Source organism: Acinetobacter sp. ACNIH2, from assembly GCF_002934965.1.
GTDB lineage: Bacteria > Pseudomonadota > Gammaproteobacteria > Pseudomonadales > Moraxellaceae > Acinetobacter > Acinetobacter tandoii.
Genome location: NZ_CP026412.1, coordinates 3713937 through 3736369, shown reverse-complemented (window position 1 = coordinate 3736369; position 22433 = coordinate 3713937). Strand labels below are relative to the sequence as shown.

20 protein-coding genes are annotated in these 22433 nt (G+C 39.3%); 12 read left to right on the top strand and 8 right to left on the bottom strand.

Annotation, left to right across the window (positions count from 1 at the left end; all coding sequences use genetic code 11):
- Positions 1–143 precede the first annotated feature (143 nt).
- Positions 144–722: a TetR/AcrR family transcriptional regulator gene (locus tag C3F34_RS17865; protein ID WP_044739834.1), complete on the top strand. Its 579-nt coding sequence runs from the start codon at positions 144–146 to the stop codon at positions 720–722.
- Positions 719–1657 carry a DMT family transporter gene (locus C3F34_RS17860; RefSeq protein ID WP_104442236.1) on the top strand — a complete coding sequence of 313 codons (939 nt, stop codon included), beginning with the start codon at positions 719–721 and terminating at the stop codon, positions 1655–1657. The genes C3F34_RS17865 and C3F34_RS17860 overlap by 4 nt, the downstream gene beginning before the upstream one ends.
- Before the next feature lie 100 nt (positions 1658–1757).
- Here the strand turns inward: C3F34_RS17860 and C3F34_RS17855 are convergent, their stop codons facing one another.
- A complete protein-coding gene (locus tag C3F34_RS17855; protein WP_044739832.1) occupies positions 1758–3269 on the bottom strand; it encodes an aldehyde dehydrogenase family protein in 1512 nt (503 codons plus the stop codon).
- Positions 3270–3465: 196 nt separating this feature from the next.
- Here C3F34_RS17855 and C3F34_RS17850 point away from each other — a divergent pair, with 196 nt between their 5' ends.
- Positions 3466–4656 (top strand): transcriptional regulator, encoded by a 1191-nt coding sequence (locus C3F34_RS17850; RefSeq protein WP_104442235.1) that lies wholly within the window; start codon positions 3466–3468, stop codon positions 4654–4656.
- Position 4657: 1 nt separating this feature from the next.
- Here C3F34_RS17850 and C3F34_RS17845 read toward each other — a convergent pair whose 3' ends face one another.
- Together C3F34_RS17845 and mdh are read right to left on the bottom strand one after the other, a co-directional pair.
- Positions 4658–5626 carry an alpha/beta hydrolase gene (locus tag C3F34_RS17845; protein ID WP_104442234.1) on the bottom strand — a complete coding sequence of 323 codons (969 nt, stop codon included), beginning with the start codon at positions 5624–5626 and terminating at the stop codon, positions 4658–4660.
- 215 nt (positions 5627–5841) lie between these two features.
- The gene (mdh, locus tag C3F34_RS17840; RefSeq protein WP_104442233.1) at positions 5842–7053 is read right to left on the bottom strand and encodes an iron-dependent methanol dehydrogenase; all 1212 of its coding nucleotides are present in this window, start codon (positions 7051–7053) and stop codon (positions 5842–5844) included.
- A gap of 286 nt (positions 7054–7339) precedes the next feature.
- Between mdh and C3F34_RS17835 the strand changes: the two genes are divergently transcribed.
- The 3 genes from C3F34_RS17835 (at position 7340) to C3F34_RS17825 (ending at position 12328) form a co-directional block, all read left to right on the top strand.
- Positions 7340–9349 (top strand): hypothetical protein, encoded by a 2010-nt coding sequence (locus C3F34_RS17835; RefSeq protein WP_104442232.1) that lies wholly within the window; start codon positions 7340–7342, stop codon positions 9347–9349.
- 176 nt (positions 9350–9525) lie between these two features.
- Positions 9526–11241, top strand: a complete 1716-nt coding sequence (locus C3F34_RS17830) for an AAA family ATPase (protein WP_104442231.1) — start codon at positions 9526–9528, stop codon at positions 11239–11241.
- A gap of 103 nt (positions 11242–11344) precedes the next feature.
- Positions 11345–12328, top strand: a complete 984-nt coding sequence (locus C3F34_RS17825) for an ion transporter (protein ID WP_104442230.1) — start codon at positions 11345–11347, stop codon at positions 12326–12328.
- Positions 12329–12423: 95 nt separating this feature from the next.
- Here C3F34_RS17825 and C3F34_RS17820 read toward each other — a convergent pair whose 3' ends face one another.
- Entirely contained in the window at positions 12424–13650 is a 1227-nt protein-coding gene (locus tag C3F34_RS17820; protein WP_044739826.1) for an MFS transporter, read from the bottom strand.
- Between the two features lie 502 nt (positions 13651–14152).
- On the opposite strand from C3F34_RS17820, the gene C3F34_RS17815 reads away from it, so the two are divergent.
- Positions 14153–15073 carry a LysR family transcriptional regulator gene (locus tag C3F34_RS17815; RefSeq protein WP_016167657.1) on the top strand — a complete coding sequence of 307 codons (921 nt, stop codon included), beginning with the start codon at positions 14153–14155 and terminating at the stop codon, positions 15071–15073.
- A gap of 67 nt (positions 15074–15140) precedes the next feature.
- Here the strand turns inward: C3F34_RS17815 and C3F34_RS17810 are convergent, their stop codons facing one another.
- Complete coding sequence (locus C3F34_RS17810) at positions 15141–15593, bottom strand: DUF441 domain-containing protein (RefSeq protein ID WP_016167658.1); 453 nt, start codon at positions 15591–15593, stop codon at positions 15141–15143.
- Positions 15594–15718: 125 nt separating this feature from the next.
- Between C3F34_RS17810 and C3F34_RS17805 the strand changes: the two genes are divergently transcribed.
- A complete protein-coding gene (locus C3F34_RS17805) occupies positions 15719–16429 on the top strand; it encodes a pseudouridine synthase (protein ID WP_104442229.1) in 711 nt (236 codons plus the stop codon).
- Here C3F34_RS17805 and C3F34_RS17800 read toward each other — a convergent pair.
- The 3 genes from C3F34_RS17800 to C3F34_RS17790 form a co-directional block, all read right to left on the bottom strand.
- Positions 16422–16865 (bottom strand): GNAT family N-acetyltransferase, encoded by a 444-nt coding sequence (locus C3F34_RS17800; RefSeq protein ID WP_104442228.1) that lies wholly within the window; start codon positions 16863–16865, stop codon positions 16422–16424. The two genes, C3F34_RS17805 and C3F34_RS17800, sit on opposite strands and share 8 nt — an antisense overlap.
- A gap of 93 nt (positions 16866–16958) precedes the next feature.
- Positions 16959–17309, bottom strand: a complete 351-nt coding sequence (locus C3F34_RS17795; protein ID WP_016167661.1) for a type II toxin-antitoxin system RelB/DinJ family antitoxin — start codon at positions 17307–17309, stop codon at positions 16959–16961.
- A 109-nt stretch (positions 17310–17418) separates the two neighbouring features.
- Positions 17419–18324 (bottom strand): pseudouridine synthase, encoded by a 906-nt coding sequence (locus tag C3F34_RS17790; RefSeq protein ID WP_104442227.1) that lies wholly within the window; start codon positions 18322–18324, stop codon positions 17419–17421.
- Between the two features lie 132 nt (positions 18325–18456).
- Here C3F34_RS17790 and tsaE point away from each other — a divergent pair, with 132 nt between their 5' ends.
- The 4 genes from tsaE to hfq all read left to right on the top strand — a co-directional run bounded on the left by tsaE (position 18457) and on the right by hfq (position 22433).
- A complete protein-coding gene (tsaE, locus tag C3F34_RS17785) occupies positions 18457–18933 on the top strand; it encodes a tRNA (adenosine(37)-N6)-threonylcarbamoyltransferase complex ATPase subunit type 1 TsaE (RefSeq protein ID WP_104442226.1) in 477 nt (158 codons plus the stop codon).
- Positions 18926–20860: a DNA mismatch repair endonuclease MutL gene (gene mutL, locus C3F34_RS17780; RefSeq protein WP_044740044.1), complete on the top strand. Its 1935-nt coding sequence runs from the start codon at positions 18926–18928 to the stop codon at positions 20858–20860. The genes tsaE and mutL overlap by 8 nt, the downstream gene beginning before the upstream one ends.
- Before the next feature lie 6 nt (positions 20861–20866).
- Positions 20867–21811: a tRNA (adenosine(37)-N6)-dimethylallyltransferase MiaA gene (gene miaA, locus C3F34_RS17775; protein WP_044740043.1), complete on the top strand. Its 945-nt coding sequence runs from the start codon at positions 20867–20869 to the stop codon at positions 21809–21811.
- 94 nt (positions 21812–21905) lie between these two features.
- Positions 21906–22433 carry an RNA chaperone Hfq gene (gene hfq, locus C3F34_RS17770; protein ID WP_104442225.1) on the top strand — a complete coding sequence of 176 codons (528 nt, stop codon included), beginning with the start codon at positions 21906–21908 and terminating at the stop codon, positions 22431–22433.

Sequence of the window (22433 nt, the reverse complement as noted above, 5' to 3'; positions counted from 1 at the left end):
TTCAGGAGATTTTTTCATTCGCTTTCTTCAATATTTAACTTTTAAAAGACATTCATTCCTTTCAAATAGATGAATTTTAGTTTGCAATTTTATATTCATTTTTATAAATTAGGTAGATCGGTATACCTATTAGGGTTGTTAGCATGAGTAATAAGTCGGCAAAGGAAAAAATTTTAGATGCAGCAGCCACCTTGTTTTATAACGATGGTATTGCCAATACAGGGATTAATGCGATAACTGATCGGGCGGGTGTAGCTAAAATGTCGCTCTACAATAATTTCCCGACCAAATCTGATTTGATTGCTACTTATATACAAGCTCGTCATCAAGAATGGCTAGACCTGTATGCCAAGCGATTAGTCGATTGTAATTCTGCTTATGAAAAAATTTTGGCTGTATTCGATGCCTATCAAGATCATGCGGAATGTGCATACGAAAAGGGATTTAGAGGTTGCGGTTTATTGAATGCAGCGGCGGAGTTTCCTGCTGCTAGTCCAGAGCGGCTCACGGTGAAGCAACATAAAGATGAAGTTGAGCAGATTTTAGTAGAGCATTTAAATGCAATCTTTCAGGATCAAAATAAAGCTCAAGAATTAGCATTATTCATTTCTTTTGTTTTAGAGGGTTCGATTGCCCGTGCAGGTTTGGAAGGCAATGGAACGAAGGTACATGCTGCGAAGCAAATGATAGAGCGCCTTTTACAACAGGAGTTGAATGTGTGAGCCAGAAGTTTGATTTAAGTCCACATTATGGTTTTATCGCGGTACTGGTTGCCTCAGTATTATGGGGAACTACAGGTACAGCTGCATCATTTGCTCCTCATTTAAGTCCCTTGGCAATTGGAGCTTTGGCTATGGGTGGTGGTGGGCTTCTACAGGCATTATTAGCTAGAAAGAAAATTGCAAAACATCTTCAAGACATTCCTAAAAATAAAGGCATATTATTGTTAGGTGCTCTTTCTGTGGCAATTTACCCGCTAGCCTTCTATAGTTCTATGCATTTGGCAGGCATTACCATTGGGACTGTGGTGTCTATAGGTACAGCGCCTTTATTTACAGCCTTGCTAGAGCGTATTTTTGATCAAAAGCAATTATCTAAACGATGGTTCTTAAGTTGTTTTCTGGGCATATTTGGAGTGTTGTTACTCTCACTCGGCGAGTCACATGCTACGACTCAGTTACAACATTCAACCGATCAGAAAATTGTAGGGGTTATTCTAGGTTTAGTCGCTGGACTGACTTATTCGCTGTATTCATGGGCTGCCAAAAAACTTATTGATCGCGGTGTAGAAGCGAAAGCATCAATTGGTTTAATTTTTGGATTCGGTGCAGCATTATTACTTCCTACAGCCTTTTACACCGGGGCAAATCTGTTTGATCAAGCCATTCATGTGTATGTTGTTGGTTATATGATGCTGATTCCAATGTTTTTGGGCTATTTATTATTTGGTTATGGACTCAAAACTGTGCCTGCAAGTCGTGCAGTGACTTTGACCTTGTTTGAACCATTTATGGCTGCTGTATTTGCAATGCTGATTGTCGGAGAGAAATTAGATGGATTTGGTTGGTTAGGAATGGGACTAATTTTTGTTTGTTTGATGATTTTATTTAAAGAAGAACCTGCAACTGAACCAAATCATACGATTGTTTCCACTTAATGTAAGTAAACAGTAAATAACAGATTCAAAAATGAAAACAGCGAACCTAGGTTCGCTGTTTTCATTTTCGTGCAAAGGAAACAGGTTTCAATAGAGGAGATTAGAAGAAACCTGCTGGTTTGGTCGAGTAGCTCACTAACAAGTTTTTAGTTTGTTGGTAATGATCAAGCATCATTCTGTGGTTCTCACGACCAATACCTGATTTCTTGTAGCCACCGAACGCCGCGTGCGCAGGGTAGATGTGGTAACAGTTGGTCCATACACGACCTGCTTCAATCGCGCGACCAGCACGATAAGAAGTGTGTGCTGAACGTGACCATACACCTGCACCTAAGCCATAAATGGTGTCATTGGCAATTTTGATGGCTTCATCAAAGTCTTTGAAGGTAGTTACAGACAAGACAGGTCCAAAAATTTCTTCTTGGAAAATCTTCATGCTGTTATTACCTTTGAAGATGGTTGGTTCAATGTAGAAACCACTACCGACTTCGTTACGTGCACCACCGCCAGTAAGTACTTCTGCACCTTCGCCACGACCTGTTGCAATACAGCCCAAGATTTTTTCTTGCTGCTCTTGAGAAGCTTGCGCACCAATCATGGTGTCTGTGTCTAATGGATGTCCTGTTTTAATACGTTTTACACGTTCAATAGCTTTTTCAAGGAATTTGTCTGCAATGCTTTCTTGAACGAGAGCGCGTGAAGGACATGTACATACTTCACCTTGGTTTAAAGCGAACATTGCAAAACCTTCAAGGGCTTTGTCTAGGTAGTCATCTTCACGATCCATGATATCTTCAAAGAAAATGTTTGGAGATTTACCACCAAGTTCCAGCGTTACAGGAATAATGTTTTCAGTCGCATATTGCATAATTAACTGACCTACTTGCGTAGAACCAGTAAATGCGATTTTTGCAATACGTGGGCTAGTTGCAAGTGGACGGCCCACTTCAGCACCAAAGCCATTGACGATGTTCAAGACTCCTTCTGGTAATATGTCTTGAATTAATTCAGCAACCAATAAAATACCGACTGGGGTTTGTTCGGCAGGCTTAAGAACAATACAGTTGCCAGCTGCCAGTGCTGGAGCAAGTTTCCATGCTGCCATAAGAATTGGGAAGTTCCATGGGATAATTTGACCCACTACACCCAATGGTTCATGGAAATGGTAAGCAATTGTATCTTCATCAATCTCAGAAATTCCGCCTTCTTGTGCACGAATACAACCTGCAAAATAACGGAAGTGATCAATCGCTAGAGGAATGTCTGCCGCAAGTGTTTCGCGGACAGGTTTACCATTGTCCCAAGTTTCTGCAACCGCCAGTAATTCAAGATTTTGTTCTAAACGATCTGCAATTTTAAGTAACAGATTTGAACGCGTTGTAGGAGAGGATTTGTTCCATTGAGCCTTAGCTTTGTGCGCTGCATCAAGCGCAAGTTCGATATCTTCAACCGTTGAGCGAGGAATTTTTGTGAATACTTTGCCATCGACAGGCGAGATGTTTTCGAAGTATTCTCCTTTAATAGGTGCAACCCATTGGCCACCAATAAAGTTTTCGTATTGTGCTTTAAATTGAACCTTAGAACCAGGTTGATTAGGATCGACGTAACGCATATATAATTTCCTTTGCTTGTTGTTTATCTCAGCTTCTACAGCTTTGGTATAAGGTACAACAGTACATTATTTGTTTAGCATAACTAGCATAAGGTTGGAGAAAGGTTGGAAAGTAGAAGGTTTACAACAGGACGACAAATGCTTACAAAAACAGTTAAGTACAGGACGTCGAATCATTAGTTGTTGAGAGAAAGCAATGATGAATAAGCAAGCATTATTAGAAAAAAGACAAAGGATTGATCAGTTTCGCCAAAGCAGTAGCCTTTCGCCATTACATGCAGAACAATTAGGGCAAAGTATTGCAAGTTCATGGCAGCGTTCTGCTTCGGCAGCGATTCCTAAAGACCGTATGGCAGCGCCAATTAATCATCAGCATCGTCGTGGTTTAAACGGTGCATTAGAGCATGCCTTACAACTTTGCACGGAAGATCTCAAACATATTGCACAGCAATCTTCCATGGTGATTGCTGTGGGCGATATCGGTAGTACCATTGTGTGGTCGGCATCGAGCCATCAAATGCAGAGAGCTGCTGAAAGTGTACACTTTGTTGAAGGTGGGCAGTGGCGAGAAGAGTTGGTCGGTACTAATGCATTAGCATTATCGTTAAAAACCCAGCAATCGAGTTGTGTGTTTTCTAATGAGCACTACATGACTTCTATACAGGACTGGGTGTGTTATGCGGCACCTATTATTGATCCTTATTCAAAGCAACTCTTGGGGGTCATCGACTTATCGACCACATGGAAAAACCACAATAGCTTGGGACTTTTGGCTGCTGAGCGCTGTTCTTCGATTATTCAATCCGCTTTATTGGAATATCAAAAGCAACAGTTATTTATTCGTGCATTTGCTGTGCCACAAATTTTGTTTAATGGTAAAGCCTTGGTACTGACGCCGCGTCAAATTGAGATTCTGGCGATTTTGGCTTTGTGTCCTCAAGGGCTAACTTTGGATACCTTACATCAAGCGCTATATGGAGAACGTAAGGTCAGTGTGGGAACGTTAAAAGCGGAAATGTCACAACTTCGTGATATTTTGGGAGGCATGTTAGGCTCAAGACCTTACCGTTTGTTGGTCAATGTCGATGCGGATTTTTTACAGGCTGAGCAAGCTTTAGACGCTGGATATTTGGAAACCGCTTTAAGGTTGTATACAGGCGTGTTCTTGGCGAAAACCGAAAGTCCATTTTTATGTGCTTGGCGGGATTGTTTGGAGTCACGTTTAAGTGATGCCATTTTTAAAGCCAACGAAACTGATGTATTACTAAAACACGTGGCGCATTTTCCAGAAGCAATAGATGCGGTAGAGCGTTTGATTGAACTGATGCCTAAGACACATCCTGTTCATCAAACGCTATTGAAATTTAAGGATAGAGAGGACTTTTAATTCAGATTCCTTTCTCCTTTATCCAAGCAAATAAGTTCTGATAAACCTGCTCACGAACTTTAGGTGCGGATAAAACCAAATCGTGCAAACCATTTTCAATGGTTTGAATACTGATATCTCCGATCATTTTCTCGGCGTATTTTTGAATGTCATTAACGTTTAAAATCACGTCACTGGTCTGAGCTTCAATCCCCCATTTTTTCGGGTTGGTGGTTTGATGTGAATGCATGACTAGGGTGGGAATAGTGAGTGTTACACCTGCGTGAATCTCTTTTTGAGCTTCATGGATGGCTCGAACAAAGCTGAGTTTTACCATTTTATAGCTTGGTTGTTTCCACTCCAGATTAAAATTCCATTCACCGTGATAGTGACAATGTAGGCTAGGGACGTACCATTTATTCAAACCGCTTGGAATAGTGAGATTCGGAAGCAATCGACCTAGTTTGCTAAGTTGAGGCAGCGCCTTATTTTTCTCAAACTCGCTCATATTGAAATCATAAAAAGGACTGTTTGCCCATAAACCCTTAATCAATGAATGCTGCGGGTGATGGGCTGCAAATAAGGTACAAATGAGGCCTCCCGTTGAATGCCCGCTTAACAACACAGCATCATGACCTTCAGCTTGAATAATTTCTAACGCTTTATTAATTTCTGCATCGTATTCACTTAAATCACGAACATTATAGAGTTGTTGATGCCCTAAACGGGAACGTCCATATTTGCGTAAATCCAGTGCGTAGAAATCAAAACCCTGCTGATTGAATTGATCTGCCATTTCAGTTTGAAAAAAATAATCAATAAAACCATGAATGTACAGAATTGCTTTGGTGGTGGCTTGAGTATTTTTTTTGCGGACTAAAGTCGCAACGACTTTGCCTTCATAATCATCGGGGAATTCAAGCACAAACTGTTGATAATCTGGTCCCAGAACATCGGCTTGATAGGTGGTAGGAATTTTGAGCGATGTCATTTTTATACTCATCAAGATTTATTATGGTTTAATCCTTGATGATGTTGGAACATTTGTCAAATTGAATTGATTGTAAAATAAAAAAATGCAACCCAGTGCCTTCTTCTGTAAAGAATCTAGACTGCAGCCAATGGTTAGTCAACATTGGCTACATTCCATGCCCGATTCAAACAGAACTGGGTTGCCAAAAGCAAAAAGTAAGAGATTGGAGAGACTTACACCGCTGCTTTAAAATCTACAACTTCAGCGCCACTTTTTAATGCCGCTTTGAAAATATCAACCACTTGAGCATGAGTAGCTTTACGTGGGTTAGTCAACATACAAGCATCTTTTTGAGCATTTTCAGACATAATGCCTAAATCTTGCTCTTTCACACCGAGTTCAGATAGGCTTGATGGAATACCGATAGAAGATGACAACTCACGGATTGCATCAATCGCAGCATAGGCAGCTTCAGTCACGGTAAATCCAGTGGTGTTAACACCCATTAACTCGGCAATACGTGCATAACGGTCAGGGCAGGCAATTAAGTTGAATTCGCATACATGTGGTAGTAATACCGCATTACATACACCATGTGGTAGGTTATAGAAGCCGCCTAATTGGTGTGCCATGGCATGAACATAACCTAAAGAGGCATTGTTGAATGCCATACCTGCAAGATACTGTGCATAGCTCATTGCATCACGTGCTTCAAGGTTTTCACCGTTGGCAACCGCTGGGCGCAACCATTCACTGATCATTGAAATCGCTTTTTCAGCACATGCATCGGTAATTGGATTTGCAGCAGTAGAAACATAGGCTTCTACAGCATGAGTCAATGCATCCATACCTGTAGCAGCAGTTAAGCTAGCTGGTTTTGCAATCATGAGTTTAGGGTCATCAATTGCAATCAGTGGAGTGCAGCGCCAATCGACAATTGCCATTTTTACATGCGTGTCTGTGTTGGTAATAATACAGAAGCGCGTCATTTCAGATGCTGTACCAGCAGTTGTATTTACTGCAATCAGAGGAGTCATTGGGACAGAGCTTTTATCAATGCCTTCATAATCACGAATATGACCGCCACCTGCTGTTACCAGACCAATGCCTTTTGCACAGTCATGTGATGAACCACCACCTAGTGAGACAATAAAGTCACAGGCATGGTCATTGTAAGCTTGTACACCGTTATGTACGTTAATATCTGTTGGGTTTGGTTCTGCACCTGGGAAGATGTGACTGTCGACACCCGCATCTTTTAGATAGCTTGCAATCGTGTCTGCTACACCAAACTTAAATAAGCCAGCATCGGTAACAATCAGTGCTTTTTTAGCACCTAAATTTTGTGCTTTGGTCCCAATCTCTTTAGCACAGCCTGGACCAAAGAGTGAAACACATGGAATGTAAAAACCGTTTGTTTGATCTGCAATATTTTTAAAAGCCATGGTGCGATTCCTTCTACCATTGTTATGTTTTAAGCGGTGACCCTCACCGTGGTTTGAGTATTAAATGAAGACACATTTAAGCCTACCTACCAAACACCTACCATCATATTTAGATTGGAAAATTGTCGTGGAGAGGTAGGATGCTGTTGAAAATTAATACTGTAATATTTTTATCTAATATTTTGAAAAATAAAAAAATATGTGAATTTTTTTCTTTAGGTGCTTTTTTAAAAAATTTGATTACAATAAAGAGAGGCATTATACAAAAGTAGAATGAGGGGCGTGTATGGAACAAGAGCGTTTAATACCGCAACAACGTCAAATTGCTCAGTTGATTCTGAGTTTTTCTCCAGATTTGATGACCATGCAGCATCAACAATGGCAAATCTTGGGGGATATTAATGCGCAAAATATGTTTCGGATAGATCAAGAGAAACATACCATCTATATAATGAATGAAATGTTTCATCTTTCTTTTGAATTAGTCCAAAATCAACAGACTCCTTTTATTCAATATAACTTCCATTATCAAGATCAACATGCAGAATTACTTGAAGATTTCTTTTTGAATGATGTCGGTTTTTTGACTGATCAATTGAATGAACAACACTCCTTATTTCTTAAAAATAAAGCTCAGCAACTACGTGAACTTATTGCGAAACAAATTTATCAGTGGGTGAATGGACCTACGCGTGTTATTACATGTTTAAATCACATCAGCTTGGCGCAAGCTGAGTTGTTAGATCGGCGTTTAATGGTACTTGGAATGGCAAAATACGCTTGTTTTGCCCACTCTAAACAAATGGGAACTGATTTGGATCCAGCATTACAACAACATTTTAGCCAGCTTTGTGCTTTACATATTGTGAATGGAGATGATTTTTTACCCTTGCAGGGCTTAATGGATTGTTATGATGAGCTTTGTCACAGTGCAGCGCAGTTTTTACCTTCAGCACTGTATCGGATAGCGACTTTAACTTTTGAACAAAAATTTAATTTAGATGAGTTGCTTGATCATCAAATGGATTTTGCATTACTGCAACCTTATGCATTACAGCAAAGTCATGTCTTATCCTTTGTACGTTTGATGAATCGTGAGTTGTGGCATAAAGATGATTTATTAGCTAAACAGAATTTTTTGCAGCCAAATGCGCAGATCTGGCAAAAAAAAGTGGCGCGTTTACCTATATTTGACTATTCGAGAACAGTCAATTGGTTGTTTAAGCAAGATGCAATGGTACTTGACTGGTTAAGTGCACACATCCAACACAGTCATGTACGCGTCGCCGTTACTGCTTTAAGTTTTGTCGATACCAGTCAAATTCACCCTTGTATCATTTTATTGACATTGCAATATTTTCAACATACCTGTGCGCGGATGTTTATTCAAAGTTGCGATATTCATGCGACCACAGAACAATGGTTTGAACACCAGAACAATCAAAGCGTGGTGCTGAAAGGACAACAGCAAACGGTAGAGGATCAGCGTATCGCCATCAGTCCATCTATTTTATATTTGGATGAATGGATGAATTTACTGCGTAATGTTGCCAATAAAAATGAAACCATAGTGAAGCAAGTCTACAAGAAAATTAGCCGTGTCATGCAGGCATATATGTTGCATTTACATCATATTGTGCAAGATTTACCTCATGAGTTATTAAATTATGTACATCCAAGTACACACCAAAATCGGGGGTTTTATCGTACCTTACGTCGGCATCATGTCCCTGTGAATGAGTTTAGGGCTTTATTTTATTTAAGATATCAGAATTTAAGAGTGTCTGTATTTGATGCTTATGTTCGAGATTATTTGATCTATTGTTTTAATGAAAACCGTGAAATTGCCAAAAACAGTACATGGCTAGGTTTGTTTCACCATGCCGTAGAATGGCATCGGCAGTTACATAAAGATGAAATTTTAGCGCGGTTAAAACAAAATTTTGCAGTGAATACTTGGAATGCTGTATCGCCTCAAACTATTTTGCAATATTCAGGTTGGAGTTTTGAGGAACTACATCATATTGAAAGAATAATTGAAGAGTCGAATGTATTTCATCATTGCTTGGCGATGAGTTATGCGGAACGGATTATGCAGGGAGAATATGTTGCTTTTCATATGTCCTCACCGCATTACGCACAGTCTTTAACACTAGGTTGTCATATTCAGGCAGGTAAATTATTGTTTGATCAATTGGAGTATCCAAATAATCAAAAAGCGGAGCAATTATTGGTGACGATTGCAGAACAATTCATTCAATGGTTTAACGAACATTTTTCACCAGCACTGAAATAAACTTCATAAAAGTTAAACAATCAACAAAAACTATTTTGCTTCATTTAAAAATTGATAGATAAGCTTTTGTAATTTATGAGATTGATCTAAGAAAAAATAACTGTGTTTCTTCTCAGACTTAACTTTTAACGTAAAACTCGTTAGGCTATAGCCGTTATTTATTGGTTATCGGTCATATGAAACAAGAAACTGCACTTAAGCTCCTTAAAGCTGGCGAAAATGTCTTCCTTACAGGTTCGGCTGGTGCAGGAAAAACCTATACTTTAAATCAGTACATCAATTATTTGAAAGCGCGTAAGGTGCCTGTTGCGATTACGGCGTCTACAGGTATTGCTGCAACGCATATGAATGGTATGACGATTCATACTTGGGCGGGTATTGGTATTAAAGATAGCCTAAGTGATGATGATCTGAAGCGCATGAAAGAGCGCAAATACCTGAAAGAGCATTTAGAGAATGCACAGGTATTAATTATTGATGAAATTTCGATGTTGCATGCAAAACAACTGAATTTAGTCAATCAAGTTTTAAAATACTTCAAAGAAAGTGATGATGCTTTTGGTGGTATTCAGGTGATTGTTGCGGGTGACTTTTTTCAGTTGCCACCCGTTGGTAAAAAAGAAGAGCTGAATCGGGATAAGTTTTGTTTTATGTCCGAAGCGTGGGTAGAAGCCAAGTTTCGTGTTTGCTACCTGACCGAGCAACATCGTCAAGGTAATGATTATCTGAATGATATTTTGAATGCTATCCGTAGTCAGAGCATTACTTCAGAGCATATACGTGCATTAGAACAAACTCGCTCACAAGATATCGGCGAGACTTTCACGCGTTTATACACCCATAATATGGACGTTGATTCGATTAATTATCAACATTTAAATGCGATTGAGCAGCAGGGTCATGAATTTATGGCTGTTTGTGATGGTAATGATAAATTAATTGAAACCCTGAAATCTTCTGTACGTGCGCCAGAAGCGTTAACTTTAAAAAAGAATGCCAAAGTGATGTTTGTGAAAAATAACTTTGACATGGGGTATATCAATGGCAGTTTAGGCGAAGTCATTGGTTTTGAAGAAGATGATGATCATGGTATTTTGCCAAAAGTGAAACTCACTGATGGTTCAGTCTTATTGGTTGAACCGGAAACATGGTCGGTCGATAACGAAGCGGGGAAGAGTATTGCTAGTTTGCAGCAAATTCCACTGCGTCTGGCATGGGCAATTACTATTCATAAATCACAAGGTATGACCTTGGCAGCGGCAGAAATAAACTTAAGTCATACTTTCGAGAAAGGACAAGGTTATGTCGCATTATCACGTCTAAAATCATTAGATGGTTTAAAACTGCTCGGCTTTAACATGCAAGCTTTGGAATTAGACAGTCTTGCTATTAAAGCAGACCGACGCTTTCAAGAACTCTCTGCTGAAGCTGAAACGAATTTTGCTGATACCGATTTAAGCGTACAACATAAAGCTTTTATTCGACATTGTGGTGGAACGTTAAATGAAGTTGAAATTGAGCGAAATGAAAAGAAAATTGCTCGGAGTGCGGGTAAGCAAAACTATGCTTCGGCAACTTTAGACGAAACTCGTGAACTATTTGAATCTGGTTATGAGATTGAAGATATTGCAACGGAACGTGGGCTCACTCCTGCCACCATTATTAATCATTTAGGGCGTTTACATAAAGAGCAAGGTTTGGATATTTCTGTCGCGCATCCAGGTGAAGAGGTTGTAGAGGAAGTCCGTAAAATCTATAAACGTTTACAGAAGCGTCAAAGCCCAGATCATTTCGCAGATGATGGTGCAATCAAATTACGTCCAATTGTGGAAGCAACTAATCCACGTATGGGCTATGACCAAGTACGTTTAGCGTTACTTTATATTGAATAAAACTTAAATGAGAGAAAAGAGTAGGCAAGAGGAATTCTTGCTTACTTTAAATTAAAGTTCATATACACTGATTTATAAGCGATAAGAATAACTTAGAACAGCAATGAAATTTACGGCATGGTATACGCTACGCAAGTTTGTTTATAACAATTTGCACAATGAAGATTATGAAACCCGCTTAAGTCGTGCGATTAATTATTTTCTGATAGCACTCATTATGAGTAATGCTGCTGCGGTATTACTTGAGTCAGTACATCAATATTATGTACGTTACGAAGCTTTTTTTTATTATTTTGAACTTTTTTCAATTTTTATTTTTACCATAGAATACATTTTACGTTTTTGGTCAGTTGCAGAGTCAGACAGTTTTGAATCGGCTTGGAAAAATCGTTTAAATTGGGTTAAAAGTGGCGGGGCGATTATTGATTTACTGGCTATTTTGCCTGCATATCTCAATTTCTTTGTTCATTTCGACCTAAGATTCCTCCGAATTGTCCGTTTACTGCGATTATTAAAACTGACTCGATATTTTGTTTCATTGCAAATTTTATTACGAGTCATCGAACGCGAAAAAGGTTCATTCCAAGCCGTCATTTTTATCTTGGTGATTATGATTATTATGGCGGCAGCAGGTGTGTATTTGATTGAAAGTCGGGTACAACCTGATGTTTTTAGTTCAATCCCAGCATCGATGTGGTGGGCGGTCGTGACTTTAACTACGGTGGGGTATGGTGATGTGACTCCTGTAACGCCGCTTGGCCGTTTTTTAGGGGCACTGATTACCATTTTAGGTGTGGGCTTGGCCGCTTTACCCGCGGGTATTCTAGCCAATGGTTTGGCAAATGAGCTTGAATTGCGAAAACAAGAATTGGAACTCAGATTTCGTGAATTGATTCAAAACAGTGATATTGATTTTATTCTAGAAAAAGAAAAGATTGAGGAAATACGTAAAGAAGTGGGACTGACTCAAGAGCAGACCCAAGATATTATTCTTCAGTTGATTCGAGAGCAAAAAGAGGAATCTTTGAAACAGGAACGTGAACAATATGCTTATTGTCCACATTGTGGTAAAAAATTACCTGAATAATATTTAAAAATTGAGAGTCAAGCGATGGGTAAAGCAATGAAAGCAGAAAGCACTTTCATTGCTTATTTCACATATGCACACGTCTAGGCATTGTGTTAGATAGATTCATGACATGATGAAACGACTAGATTATTTTTCTCATGCTGAAAAGCACAAAATAAAATAATTAAACCACCGAAACTCAGTAATGTACCAACCCAAATGGGCGCGAGCCACCCCAAGTTTTGACTAATTAACCAACCGCCAAGAAAAGCACCAAAAGCATTGGCGATATTGAATGCTGAATGATTTAGAGAAGCTGCCAAACTCTGAGCATTACCTGCAACATCCATGAGGCGCGTTTGCAGCAATGGTCCTAAACCTGCAATGCTAAAACTGACTAAGAATAATGCAGCAAATGCCGTATAGAGGTTGCCTATCGTGAGTGCGCAAATAATATAAGAGCCAGCATTTGAAAGGAGTACCCAAATAATTGCCTTATTCAGATTTCTATCAGCGAAATGTCCTGCAACTAAACCACCAAGTACTAAACCTAAACCAATACTTGCAAGTGCAAAAGGGACGATTTCAATACGGGCATGTGTGTATTCAGTCAAAATTGGTGAAACGTAACTATATACCGAGAAAAGACCGCCAAAACCAATAGCACCGACAGCTAAAGTTAACCACATTTGCGTATTTTTAAGTCCGCGAAGTTCATTTTGAATGCTGGCAGTGTGGTCGAGTTGAATTTTTGGCAAGCAAAAACAAATTGCAATCACTGTTACAAATGCAATTGAAGCTGAAAATTCAAACCCAGTACGCCAACCATAATGTTGTCCCAACCATGTCGCAAAAGGCACGCCAATAACCGTTGCAACATTTAAGCCCATCATGAGTTTGGCAACAGCAGAAGCACGTTTTTGTTTGCCTGCAAATTCAGCAACAACTAAGGCTGCGATACCGAAATAAGCACCGTGAGGCAACCCTGCGATAAAACGTGATAGCAACATACTTTCATAGCTATTTGTTAAAGCAGTGATGACATTGGCGATACCATAAAAAAGCATCAACCCAATCAATAAGATTTTTCGGGGTACTTTAGCCGCTAAGATTGCGATGATTGGAGCACCAATAGTGACGCCTAAGGCGTAAGCACTAATAAAATGACCCGCAACAGGAATACTCACATTTAAATTATGTGAAATTTCTTGGATAAGACCCATCGCGACAAATTCAGTTGTGCCAATACAAAAACCACCTAAGGCAAGCGCAAGAATAACCCACAATAGGCGATAGGATGGCGTAGGATCAGTTGCCGTATTTATATCCACAGAGATCATTTTTAATAGAAACATTGGGAGGGGGAGAATGGATAATTATAGGTGAAATGAACGAATAATGTTAAGTAATTTACTCGGAATTTATTGTAATTTGAACGTAATTAAAATTATAAATGTTAGGTTTTTTATTATAAATTAATAAATATAATCATATAAATGAGATAATTTTTTTGTATATTTTTGACATAAATTAAAGGATATGTTCAGTATTTTTTTAAGAAAAAAGTATTAAAAAATCTCACTTGATGCCTGAGTATATTCAACCTGAAGATTAAGGAAAATATATGTAAATGCGATCTAATTAAGAGATGCTGAAATGAACAAGTGGTGAAATATATTAATTTATTTTGTGATAGAATGAGTTAAATTCATTTTTTGATTTTTGTTTTTAATTATATCAATCAACATTTATGTCGTTGCTCGCTCGGTTTGCGGTATTTCATCCGATTTAAACTATTACGCAGACATTTTATTTTTGATTTTTTGCGGACTGATAATAAACATGCTTGAAATTCGACATCTAAAAACATTACTCGCACTTCGTGAACATGGCTCTTTGGTTGCAGCCGCCAATGATTTGTGTTTGACGCCTTCGGCTATTTCGCATCAATTAAAAGAGTTAGATCATTGGTACGGGGTAGAGGTGGTGAATCGTCGTAGCCGTCCTGTCTCATTTTCCAATGTAGGACAACGTCTGTTAAAGCTTGCAGACGATGTTTTGCCGCAAATTCAAATTGCACAAACTGATATTACGCGAATTGTACATGGTCAAACTGGACGTATTATTTTCTCCTCAGAATGTCATAGTTGTTTTGATTGGCTCATGCCATTGTTAAATCAATATCGCCAGCAATATCCAGATGTCGATTTAGATTTTGCTTCTGGCTTCGAAGCCAATCCGCATGAGTTGTTGCAAAATGGCGAGTTTGATTTGCTTATTACCGCAGATCCAATTGCTTTAAAAGGGGTGGATTACTTTCCAATCTTTGAATACGAATCGCGCTTAGTATTATCCAATACACACCCTTTGGTACGTGCTGAAAAGATTACAGTACAGGATTTGGCTGAAGAAACTCTTATTACTTATCCAGTTGATAAACATCGCTTAGATATTATGTCTAAGCTATTCATTCCAGCGAATATTCTACCTAAACAGATCCGTACCACGGACTTAACTCAAATGTTAATTCAATTGGTGGCAAGTGGGCGTGGTATTGCGGCTTTGCCTGATTGGGTTGTGAATGAGTATGAGCAAAAAGGCTGGGTAACATCACGTCGTTTGGATTGTGTTTCTGAAAGAGGTCTGCGTAGGACATTATATGCTGGCTATCGAACTGAGGAAAAAGAGAAGAATTATTTTGAAGGCTTCTTGAAACAGTTGGATAAATTTTCACAGAAGCGTCATCAGTATTATTTGTCTTAATCTAATAGATATGTTTGCTGTGATGGTGCAATTCAAAGATTGCATCATCACATTCAATTGAATTGGGCTAAGAGTGTCCTATAAATAATGACAATACACCTGCGGCAATTAAAGGACCTACAGGTACCCCACGTAACAGAGCAACCCCTGCTACAGTTCCAATCAGTAAACCTGCAACTATATTGGGTTGATGAGTCATCAGTTTGACCCCACGTCCACCTAACCAAGCCACAAATACGCCGATTGCAATTGCAAGTAATGATTTCCAGCTTAAAAATGATTTAAGAATAGCCTCACCAGGGATTTTGCCACTGGCAATTGGGGTTAAAACACCGATGGTTAAAATAACAATACCAATATTTAAACCGTGTTGTTGTAATAGCGGGAAAAACTCACTTAATGGTGTTATTTTGAAGACAATCAGTACAGCAGCAGCAATGGTAACAGCAGAGTTGTGACTGAAAATACCACAAGCCACTAAAACCAAAAGTACTATCAGATTTAAATCTAAATTAGGCATGAGATGCAGGGAGAATGTGTGAAAATGCAACTATTGTAACGACTTTTTGTACATTGCATTCAGAAAATCAGCGGGAAATTAGAAAATTGTTTAAAATGCAGCACTTTGATGTAAGGCTTTAAATTATGTATTTGGAAAAAATGTTGCAATCTCAAGGTTTTGGTTCGCGTAAGCATTGCCAGCAATTAATTAAATCTGGAGCTGTTAGCATTGACCAAGACATTATGCAAAATCCTAAGCAAAAGCTAAATTTGGAAAACTTAGTTTTTGATGTATATGGAAAACGCTATCAATATCGAGAAAACGTTTACATTGCACTAAATAAACCTACGGGCTATGAATGCTCTCATCAGGCAACGCATCATTTTAGTGTATTCGACTTGTTTGATGATGTACTGTTAAATCGTGGATTACAATGTGTTGGGCGTTTAGATCAAGACACCACTGGCTTATTGCTGCTTACGGATGATGGTCAATTTCTTCAAGCATTAACCCATCCCAAAAAGCATGTGGGTAAAGTTTACCGTATGCAAACTGCTGATCCAATTTCCTCTGAACAGATTGAGCAGCTTAAACAGGGGGTTGAGTTACGTAATGAACAAGGTACTTTTGCAGCTACAGATGTACAGCAATTGGCAGCCTGTGAGTTGCAAATGACAATTCATCAAGGCGTTTATCATCAAGTGAAAAGAATGTTGGCTGCAGTGGGCAATAAAGTAGAACAGCTGCATCGTGTGCAAATTGGTGCGTTAGAGTGCCCTGAGCTAAAAGAAGGCGAATGGATTTATTTGACACCTGAGCAGATAGCGTTAGCACGTACCCGAGAAGCTATTTGAGGAAACAATGGTAGGTTCTAAACTCATTATCAGCAATAAAACCCATAGCTTCATATAGCCGATGAGATTCACGATTGGTTTTTTGCGTTTCGAGGCTAATGCGAAGCGCATTTTCATGTCGTGTAAACAAAATGGCAGTATCAATAAGTTGTTTGGCTGAGCCTTGACGGCGAAATTGGGGTGTTACATAAACATCGTCTAAAATATAGTAGGTTGAACAGGCAACAGAAGAGAAACCTAAATAAAGCAAAATGAAACCTGTAAATACTTCATCTTTGATATGAATAAAAATGACACTTTCTTGGTTTTCAAAGCGTTGTTTTAAAAATTGTTGGGAAAGATTTAAATTGGAAGAAGCACCATAAAATTGGCGGTATTCATCAAATAAAACTGCAAGTTGATTGAGATCATCTAATGTCGCTCTTTTTACAATCATTGATTGCTCCATGCATTTTTTATTGTCATTGCATGAAGCATACCTAAGTTTTTAAATGAAAAAATTTAAATAATGTATAAAAATGCAACAGGGTTAATTTTTATCACCTTCACCCAAGATTGCGTTAAGTTCTTCAAATAAGTCTAGATGGTCATCATCAATGAGAAATTCATCGTTATGTTGAATGCTGTTTGAGCTGTCATTGCTTTCATGCGTAACAGCAGCCGTTTTCTGCTCTTGTTTGAGTCGTCTTAACTTAATCAATTGCTCTAAATTGATATTCTGATTTTCAATAGAAAAGGGGATGGACTTTGTCAGTACAACTTGTTTGAAAAAAAGCCGCACCGCTTGTGCTGGCGTAATCCCCAACTGTTTAAATACAGCAAAAGCTTGTTTCTTTTCCTGTGAATCGAGACGAATTTGATAAACTTCGGTTTTTCTCATGATTTTTATAAATTTGAAGATTAAAATTTTAGACTTCATTTTAATCAATTTTATTGTAATTTCAATATTCTTGAGCTTAAAACTTCATTTTTTTGTAATGACAAACAAACTACAGTGTCAGTTCAAAATTGGATGAAAAGTCCATAGACTTGTTTGTAACAGGATCGATGAATTGAATTCGCTTAGCCAGTAGTTGTAATGGGTTAGAGAAATCATCATCAGATTTGTGCTGCACTATTGGGTAAAAAGGATCGTTTTTAATGGCTATGCCTAAATGATTCAGGTGAACCCGTAATTGGTGCTGTTTTCCAGTTTCGGGTTTTAGTAGATATTTCGCCCATTGAGAGTTGTGTTCCAAAATATCAATCTGGGTTTCGCTGTTTGGTTCACCTTCTACAATTGTCATGGTGTAAAAAGGTTGACCTTTGTCCATTCTTAAACAAACGGTACGTGGGAATTCAAGAGTGGAATGATAAGCTGCAATCGCATGATAAGTCTTTTTAACTACACGGTGAGCAAACATTTGTTGGTAAATACCACGCGTTGCTGGCCGTTTAGAAAATAAAACCAGTCCTGCCGTTTCACGGTCTAAACGATGAATCGGAGTTAAATCCGCATTTCCCGTTTGATTTTTTAAGCGTACTAATAAGGTTTCCTGCACATACTGACCTGTAGGGCTCATGGTCAGGAAATGTGGTTTATCGACGATATACAGATCATCAGTTTCATACAAAATATGATGCTGAAACGGAACATGGATTTCGTGTGCTAAAAAACGATAGTAATAAATATGTTGATTGGCAAGATAAGCACTATCTAAACTTAGAATTGTACCGTCGGCTGCATAAATCAATTGGTCTTGAAAACGTTGTTGCCACTCTTGTGCTGAAATATGTGCAAACTGTTGGCAGAGATAATCATACAAACGCTGTGGCGCAGGTTGTAAAGCAGGTAAGAACAGTTTGCTTGCAGTTACACCGCGAATCATCGGTGGAACAAAGTCATGCGCAGTCATAAGATATCAATCACAACAGGTTGGCAGAATGCATGTGCTGTATTAAAAATACACATTTCGTATGCATGGCATAGGTATTAACAGCGTGGCGATGCTATCATAATTCTACTTTTGAATCATGTTGTGAGTCATATGTCGTATTCATTTCATTTGCCCCTAAACTCTGAAGCAGATACCCAGCAACTTGCGCGTGTGGTTGCACAACATTTTACTGAGGGTGTAATTTATTTAGTCGGTGATTTAGGTGCTGGGAAAACGACATTTACTCGTTATTTGTTACAACAACTTGGGCATGAAGGTTCAGTAAAAAGTCCAACGTATACTTTGGTGGAACCATACAGCATTCAGAATAAACAAGTCTTTCATTTTGATTTGTATCGCCTCAATGATCCTTATGAACTTGAGTTAATGGGTATTCGCGATTATTTGGATACACCCAACGCTTTATTCTTATTTGAATGGCCAAGTAAAGGTGGTGAAGAAATTCCTACAGCAGATTTAACTATTGAGATATTAAAGTCAGAAGACGAGCTAACTCGTCATGCCACATTGAGCTTTAAAGATGAAGTGCTCTATAAAGCCCTTGAGCAGGCATTTCAACATGCATGATGAAGTTTCTGTTCGCCGCATTCATACTTTAGATCCCGCACTTGCCAACCAGATTGCTGCGGGTGAAGTAATTGAACGACCAGCTTCTGTCGTCAAAGAGTTGTTGGAAAACTCAATTGATGCAGGTGCAACAGAACTGATCATTCGTGTTGAACAAGGTGGTAGTACGCTGATTGAAATTATCGACAATGGTCGAGGTATTCATCCTGATGATTTGTCTTTGGCGGTGATGCGTCATGCGACCAGTAAGATTCAAACCGCAGAAGATTTACATGCGATTGTGAGTTTGGGTTTTCGTGGTGAAGCATTAGCATCGATAGCAGCAGTTTCCCGTTTAACCTTGACCAGTAGTCAAGTAGACGATGGTGTTGGTTATCAGGTTGAAGTGAATGGCACTGCATTTCAACACCAACAAATTCAAGCTGTAGCAGCATCGCGTGGCACACAGATTCGAGTACAGGATTTATTTTTTAATGTCCCTGCGCGCCGAAAATTCTTAAAAAAACCAGGCACGGAATTCGGTCATATCGAAGAAATTGTGCGCCGTTTAGCGCTTACTCATTTTGATATTCGTTTTGTGTTAGAACATAACAATAATATTCGGTTGAATTTGCCCGTTGCCGATAGTGGCGCATTACGCTTTCAGCGGGTACAACAATTACTGGGGCGTCAATTCACAGAAAATGCGTATTGGATTGACGCAGACAGCGTCAATATGCGTCTTAGTGGTTGGTTGGGTCATCCTTCGGATGCAAGAGCACAAGCAGATTTACAGTATGTCTATGTCAATGGGCGGATTGTCAAAGATAAAACGATTTCTCATGCTTTACGCATGGCTTATGATGGTATTTTGCACGGGCATCAACACTCTGCATATTTGTTATTTTTAGAAGTTGATCCTGAAAATATCGATGTCAATGTTCATCCAACTAAGCATGAAATCCGTTTTCTGAATCAACGCGAGGTTCATGAGTTTGTACGTCATTTTGCAAAAGACACGCTGTCTCAATTTCAAACTGCGAGTGCAGATTTAGCCCAAGCATTGAAAGTTGAGCCAACAAGCCCAACTAATACACAGCAACCGCGTTATCAGGAGCAGTTCCAACTGCATCGTTCGGTAGAGTCTACACCAACACCTGAGTCTGTCGCCATATTAACAGACTTCGAGTCTTCACAGCCACATGCTGTGCAATATGTGGCGCAAGATTCCCGAGCGTATCAAGTCAATCCTACATCAAGGATAAATGCTGCTGCTTTACAGAGCTACCTCGCACCATTACGTACAGTAGCTGAGTCTACTGATGATGTTGTAATTGATGATATGGCGCCTAAGGTGGATGAGCATCCCTTAGGGATTGCAATTGCACAGTTGCACGGCATTTATATTTTGGCACAGAACACCGAAGGTCTGATTATTGTTGATATGCATGCTGCGCATGAAAGGATTTTATTACAACAAATGAAATCCGCTTGGGAAAATCCAGAGTTTTGGATTTCTCAGCAGTTATTGATTCCGAAAGTAGTTAATGTGAATCGGATGCAGGCACTTCGAGTAGAAGATTTGAAAGAACCTTTAGCACGCTTGGGTTTGGAAATTGATCAATATGGTGATGAACAGGTTATTGTTCGTGGTGTGCCTGCTATTTTGCACAAAGCTGATTTTTCGGCTTTGATTCCTGAATTACTCAATGATTTGGATCCAACGGACGAGGTGCGTGGGCTATTGCAGAAACGTGATCAAATCTTGGCGGGTATGGCGTGCCACGGTGCTGTGCGTGCGCATCGATTATTAAGCCTTTCTGAAATGAATGCCTTGCTTCGTCAAATGGAGCAGACTGAATTTGCGAGTCAATGTAACCATGGTCGACCAACTTGGCGTGCATTTCCATTGGCTCAGCTAGATAAACTTTTTGCTCGAGGAGAGTGAACCTAAATGTCGAATCAATTGCCTGTCATCAATTTGATGGGACCTACAGCCAGCGGTAAAACGGCTTTAGCATGTGAGTTATATGAACGGGGCAATTTTGAATTGATTTCTGTTGACTCGGCATTGGTTTATCGAGATATGGATATTGGAACAGCGAAACCAAGTAAAGCTGAGCAGGTGCAGTATCCACATCATTTGATTGATATTATAAGCCCGTTAGAAGTGTATTCTGCTGCGCAATTTGTAGAAGATGTATCTAAACTTATTGATGGCATACATGCCAAAGGGAAAACGCCGATTTTAGTCGGTGGAACGATGTTGTATTTCAAGGCTTTGCTAGAAGGCTTATCAAGCAATCTACCAAGTGCGGACTATGCTATTCGAGCAGAAATTGAGGCACAAGGTGAGCTTGAGGGCTGGGAGGCTGTATACGCATCGCTATGTGCAGTGGATCCATTGGCGGGCGAAAAGTTCAAGGTGAGTGACAAGCAACGTATTATTCGTGCGCTCGAGGTGTTTCGTATTACAGGGCAACCGATTACCAAACTACAAGCAGAACAACCTAAAAATGTACCATATCGTTACACTTTTCATAATTATGCTTTGTTACCAGATCGGTTAGAATTGCATAAGCGAATTGAAAAACGCTTAGAAATTATGTGGGATATCGGTTTTTTAAATGAGGTCGAGTCACTAATTGAAAAATACGATCTAACCGATGATTTGCCTTCAATGAGATCAGTAGGTTATCGACAAGCCTTAGATTTTTTATTAAAAAGCGACAAAAGTCTCGAAAATAAGAAAGAAATGGAGGATAAAGCCCTTTTTGCGACACGACAACTTGCCAAACGTCAATATACTTGGTTAAGATCTTTGCAACAGTCGCATAAATTTAAAACATATTTAACAATAAAGCAGGCTCAAGAAGACTTGCGAAACTGTTACGGATAAAGCAAAATTTACATACTGTCTTTTTTATAATTTTTAATTGAAAAATAAAGATAGTTTTTTGCGCTGATTTTTAATATTTTTGGAGTTGTATAACATGTCTAAAGGTCAAACTTTGCAAGATCCGTTCTTGAATTCTCTCCGTAAAGAACGTATTCCTGTATCTATCTTCCTTGTAAACGGTATTAAGTTACAAGGTCATATTGAATCTTTTGACCAATATGTTGTTCTGTTGAAAAATACTGTAAGCCAAATGGTTTATAAACACGCTATTTCTACGGTTGTTCCTGCACGTAACCCTCGTCCTGCTGGTGCTCCTGCTGGTGCACAAGGTGCTGGCTTTGGTGGCGGTCAAGGCGGTGGCTTTGGTGGCGGTCAAGGCGGTGGCTTTGGTGGCGGTCAAGGCGGTGGCTTTGGTGGCGGTCAAGGCGGTGGCTTTGGTGGCGGTCAAGGCAGTGGCTTTGGCGGTCAAGGTGGTGGTTTCGGCGGTCAAGGTGGCTTCGGTGGTCAAGGTGGCTTCGGTGGCCAAGGTGGCTTCGGTGGTCAAGGTGGCTTCGGTGGCCAAGGTGGTTTTGATAGCGAAACTAAATTTGATGACTCTCAAGAAGACGACAACAATCGTTAA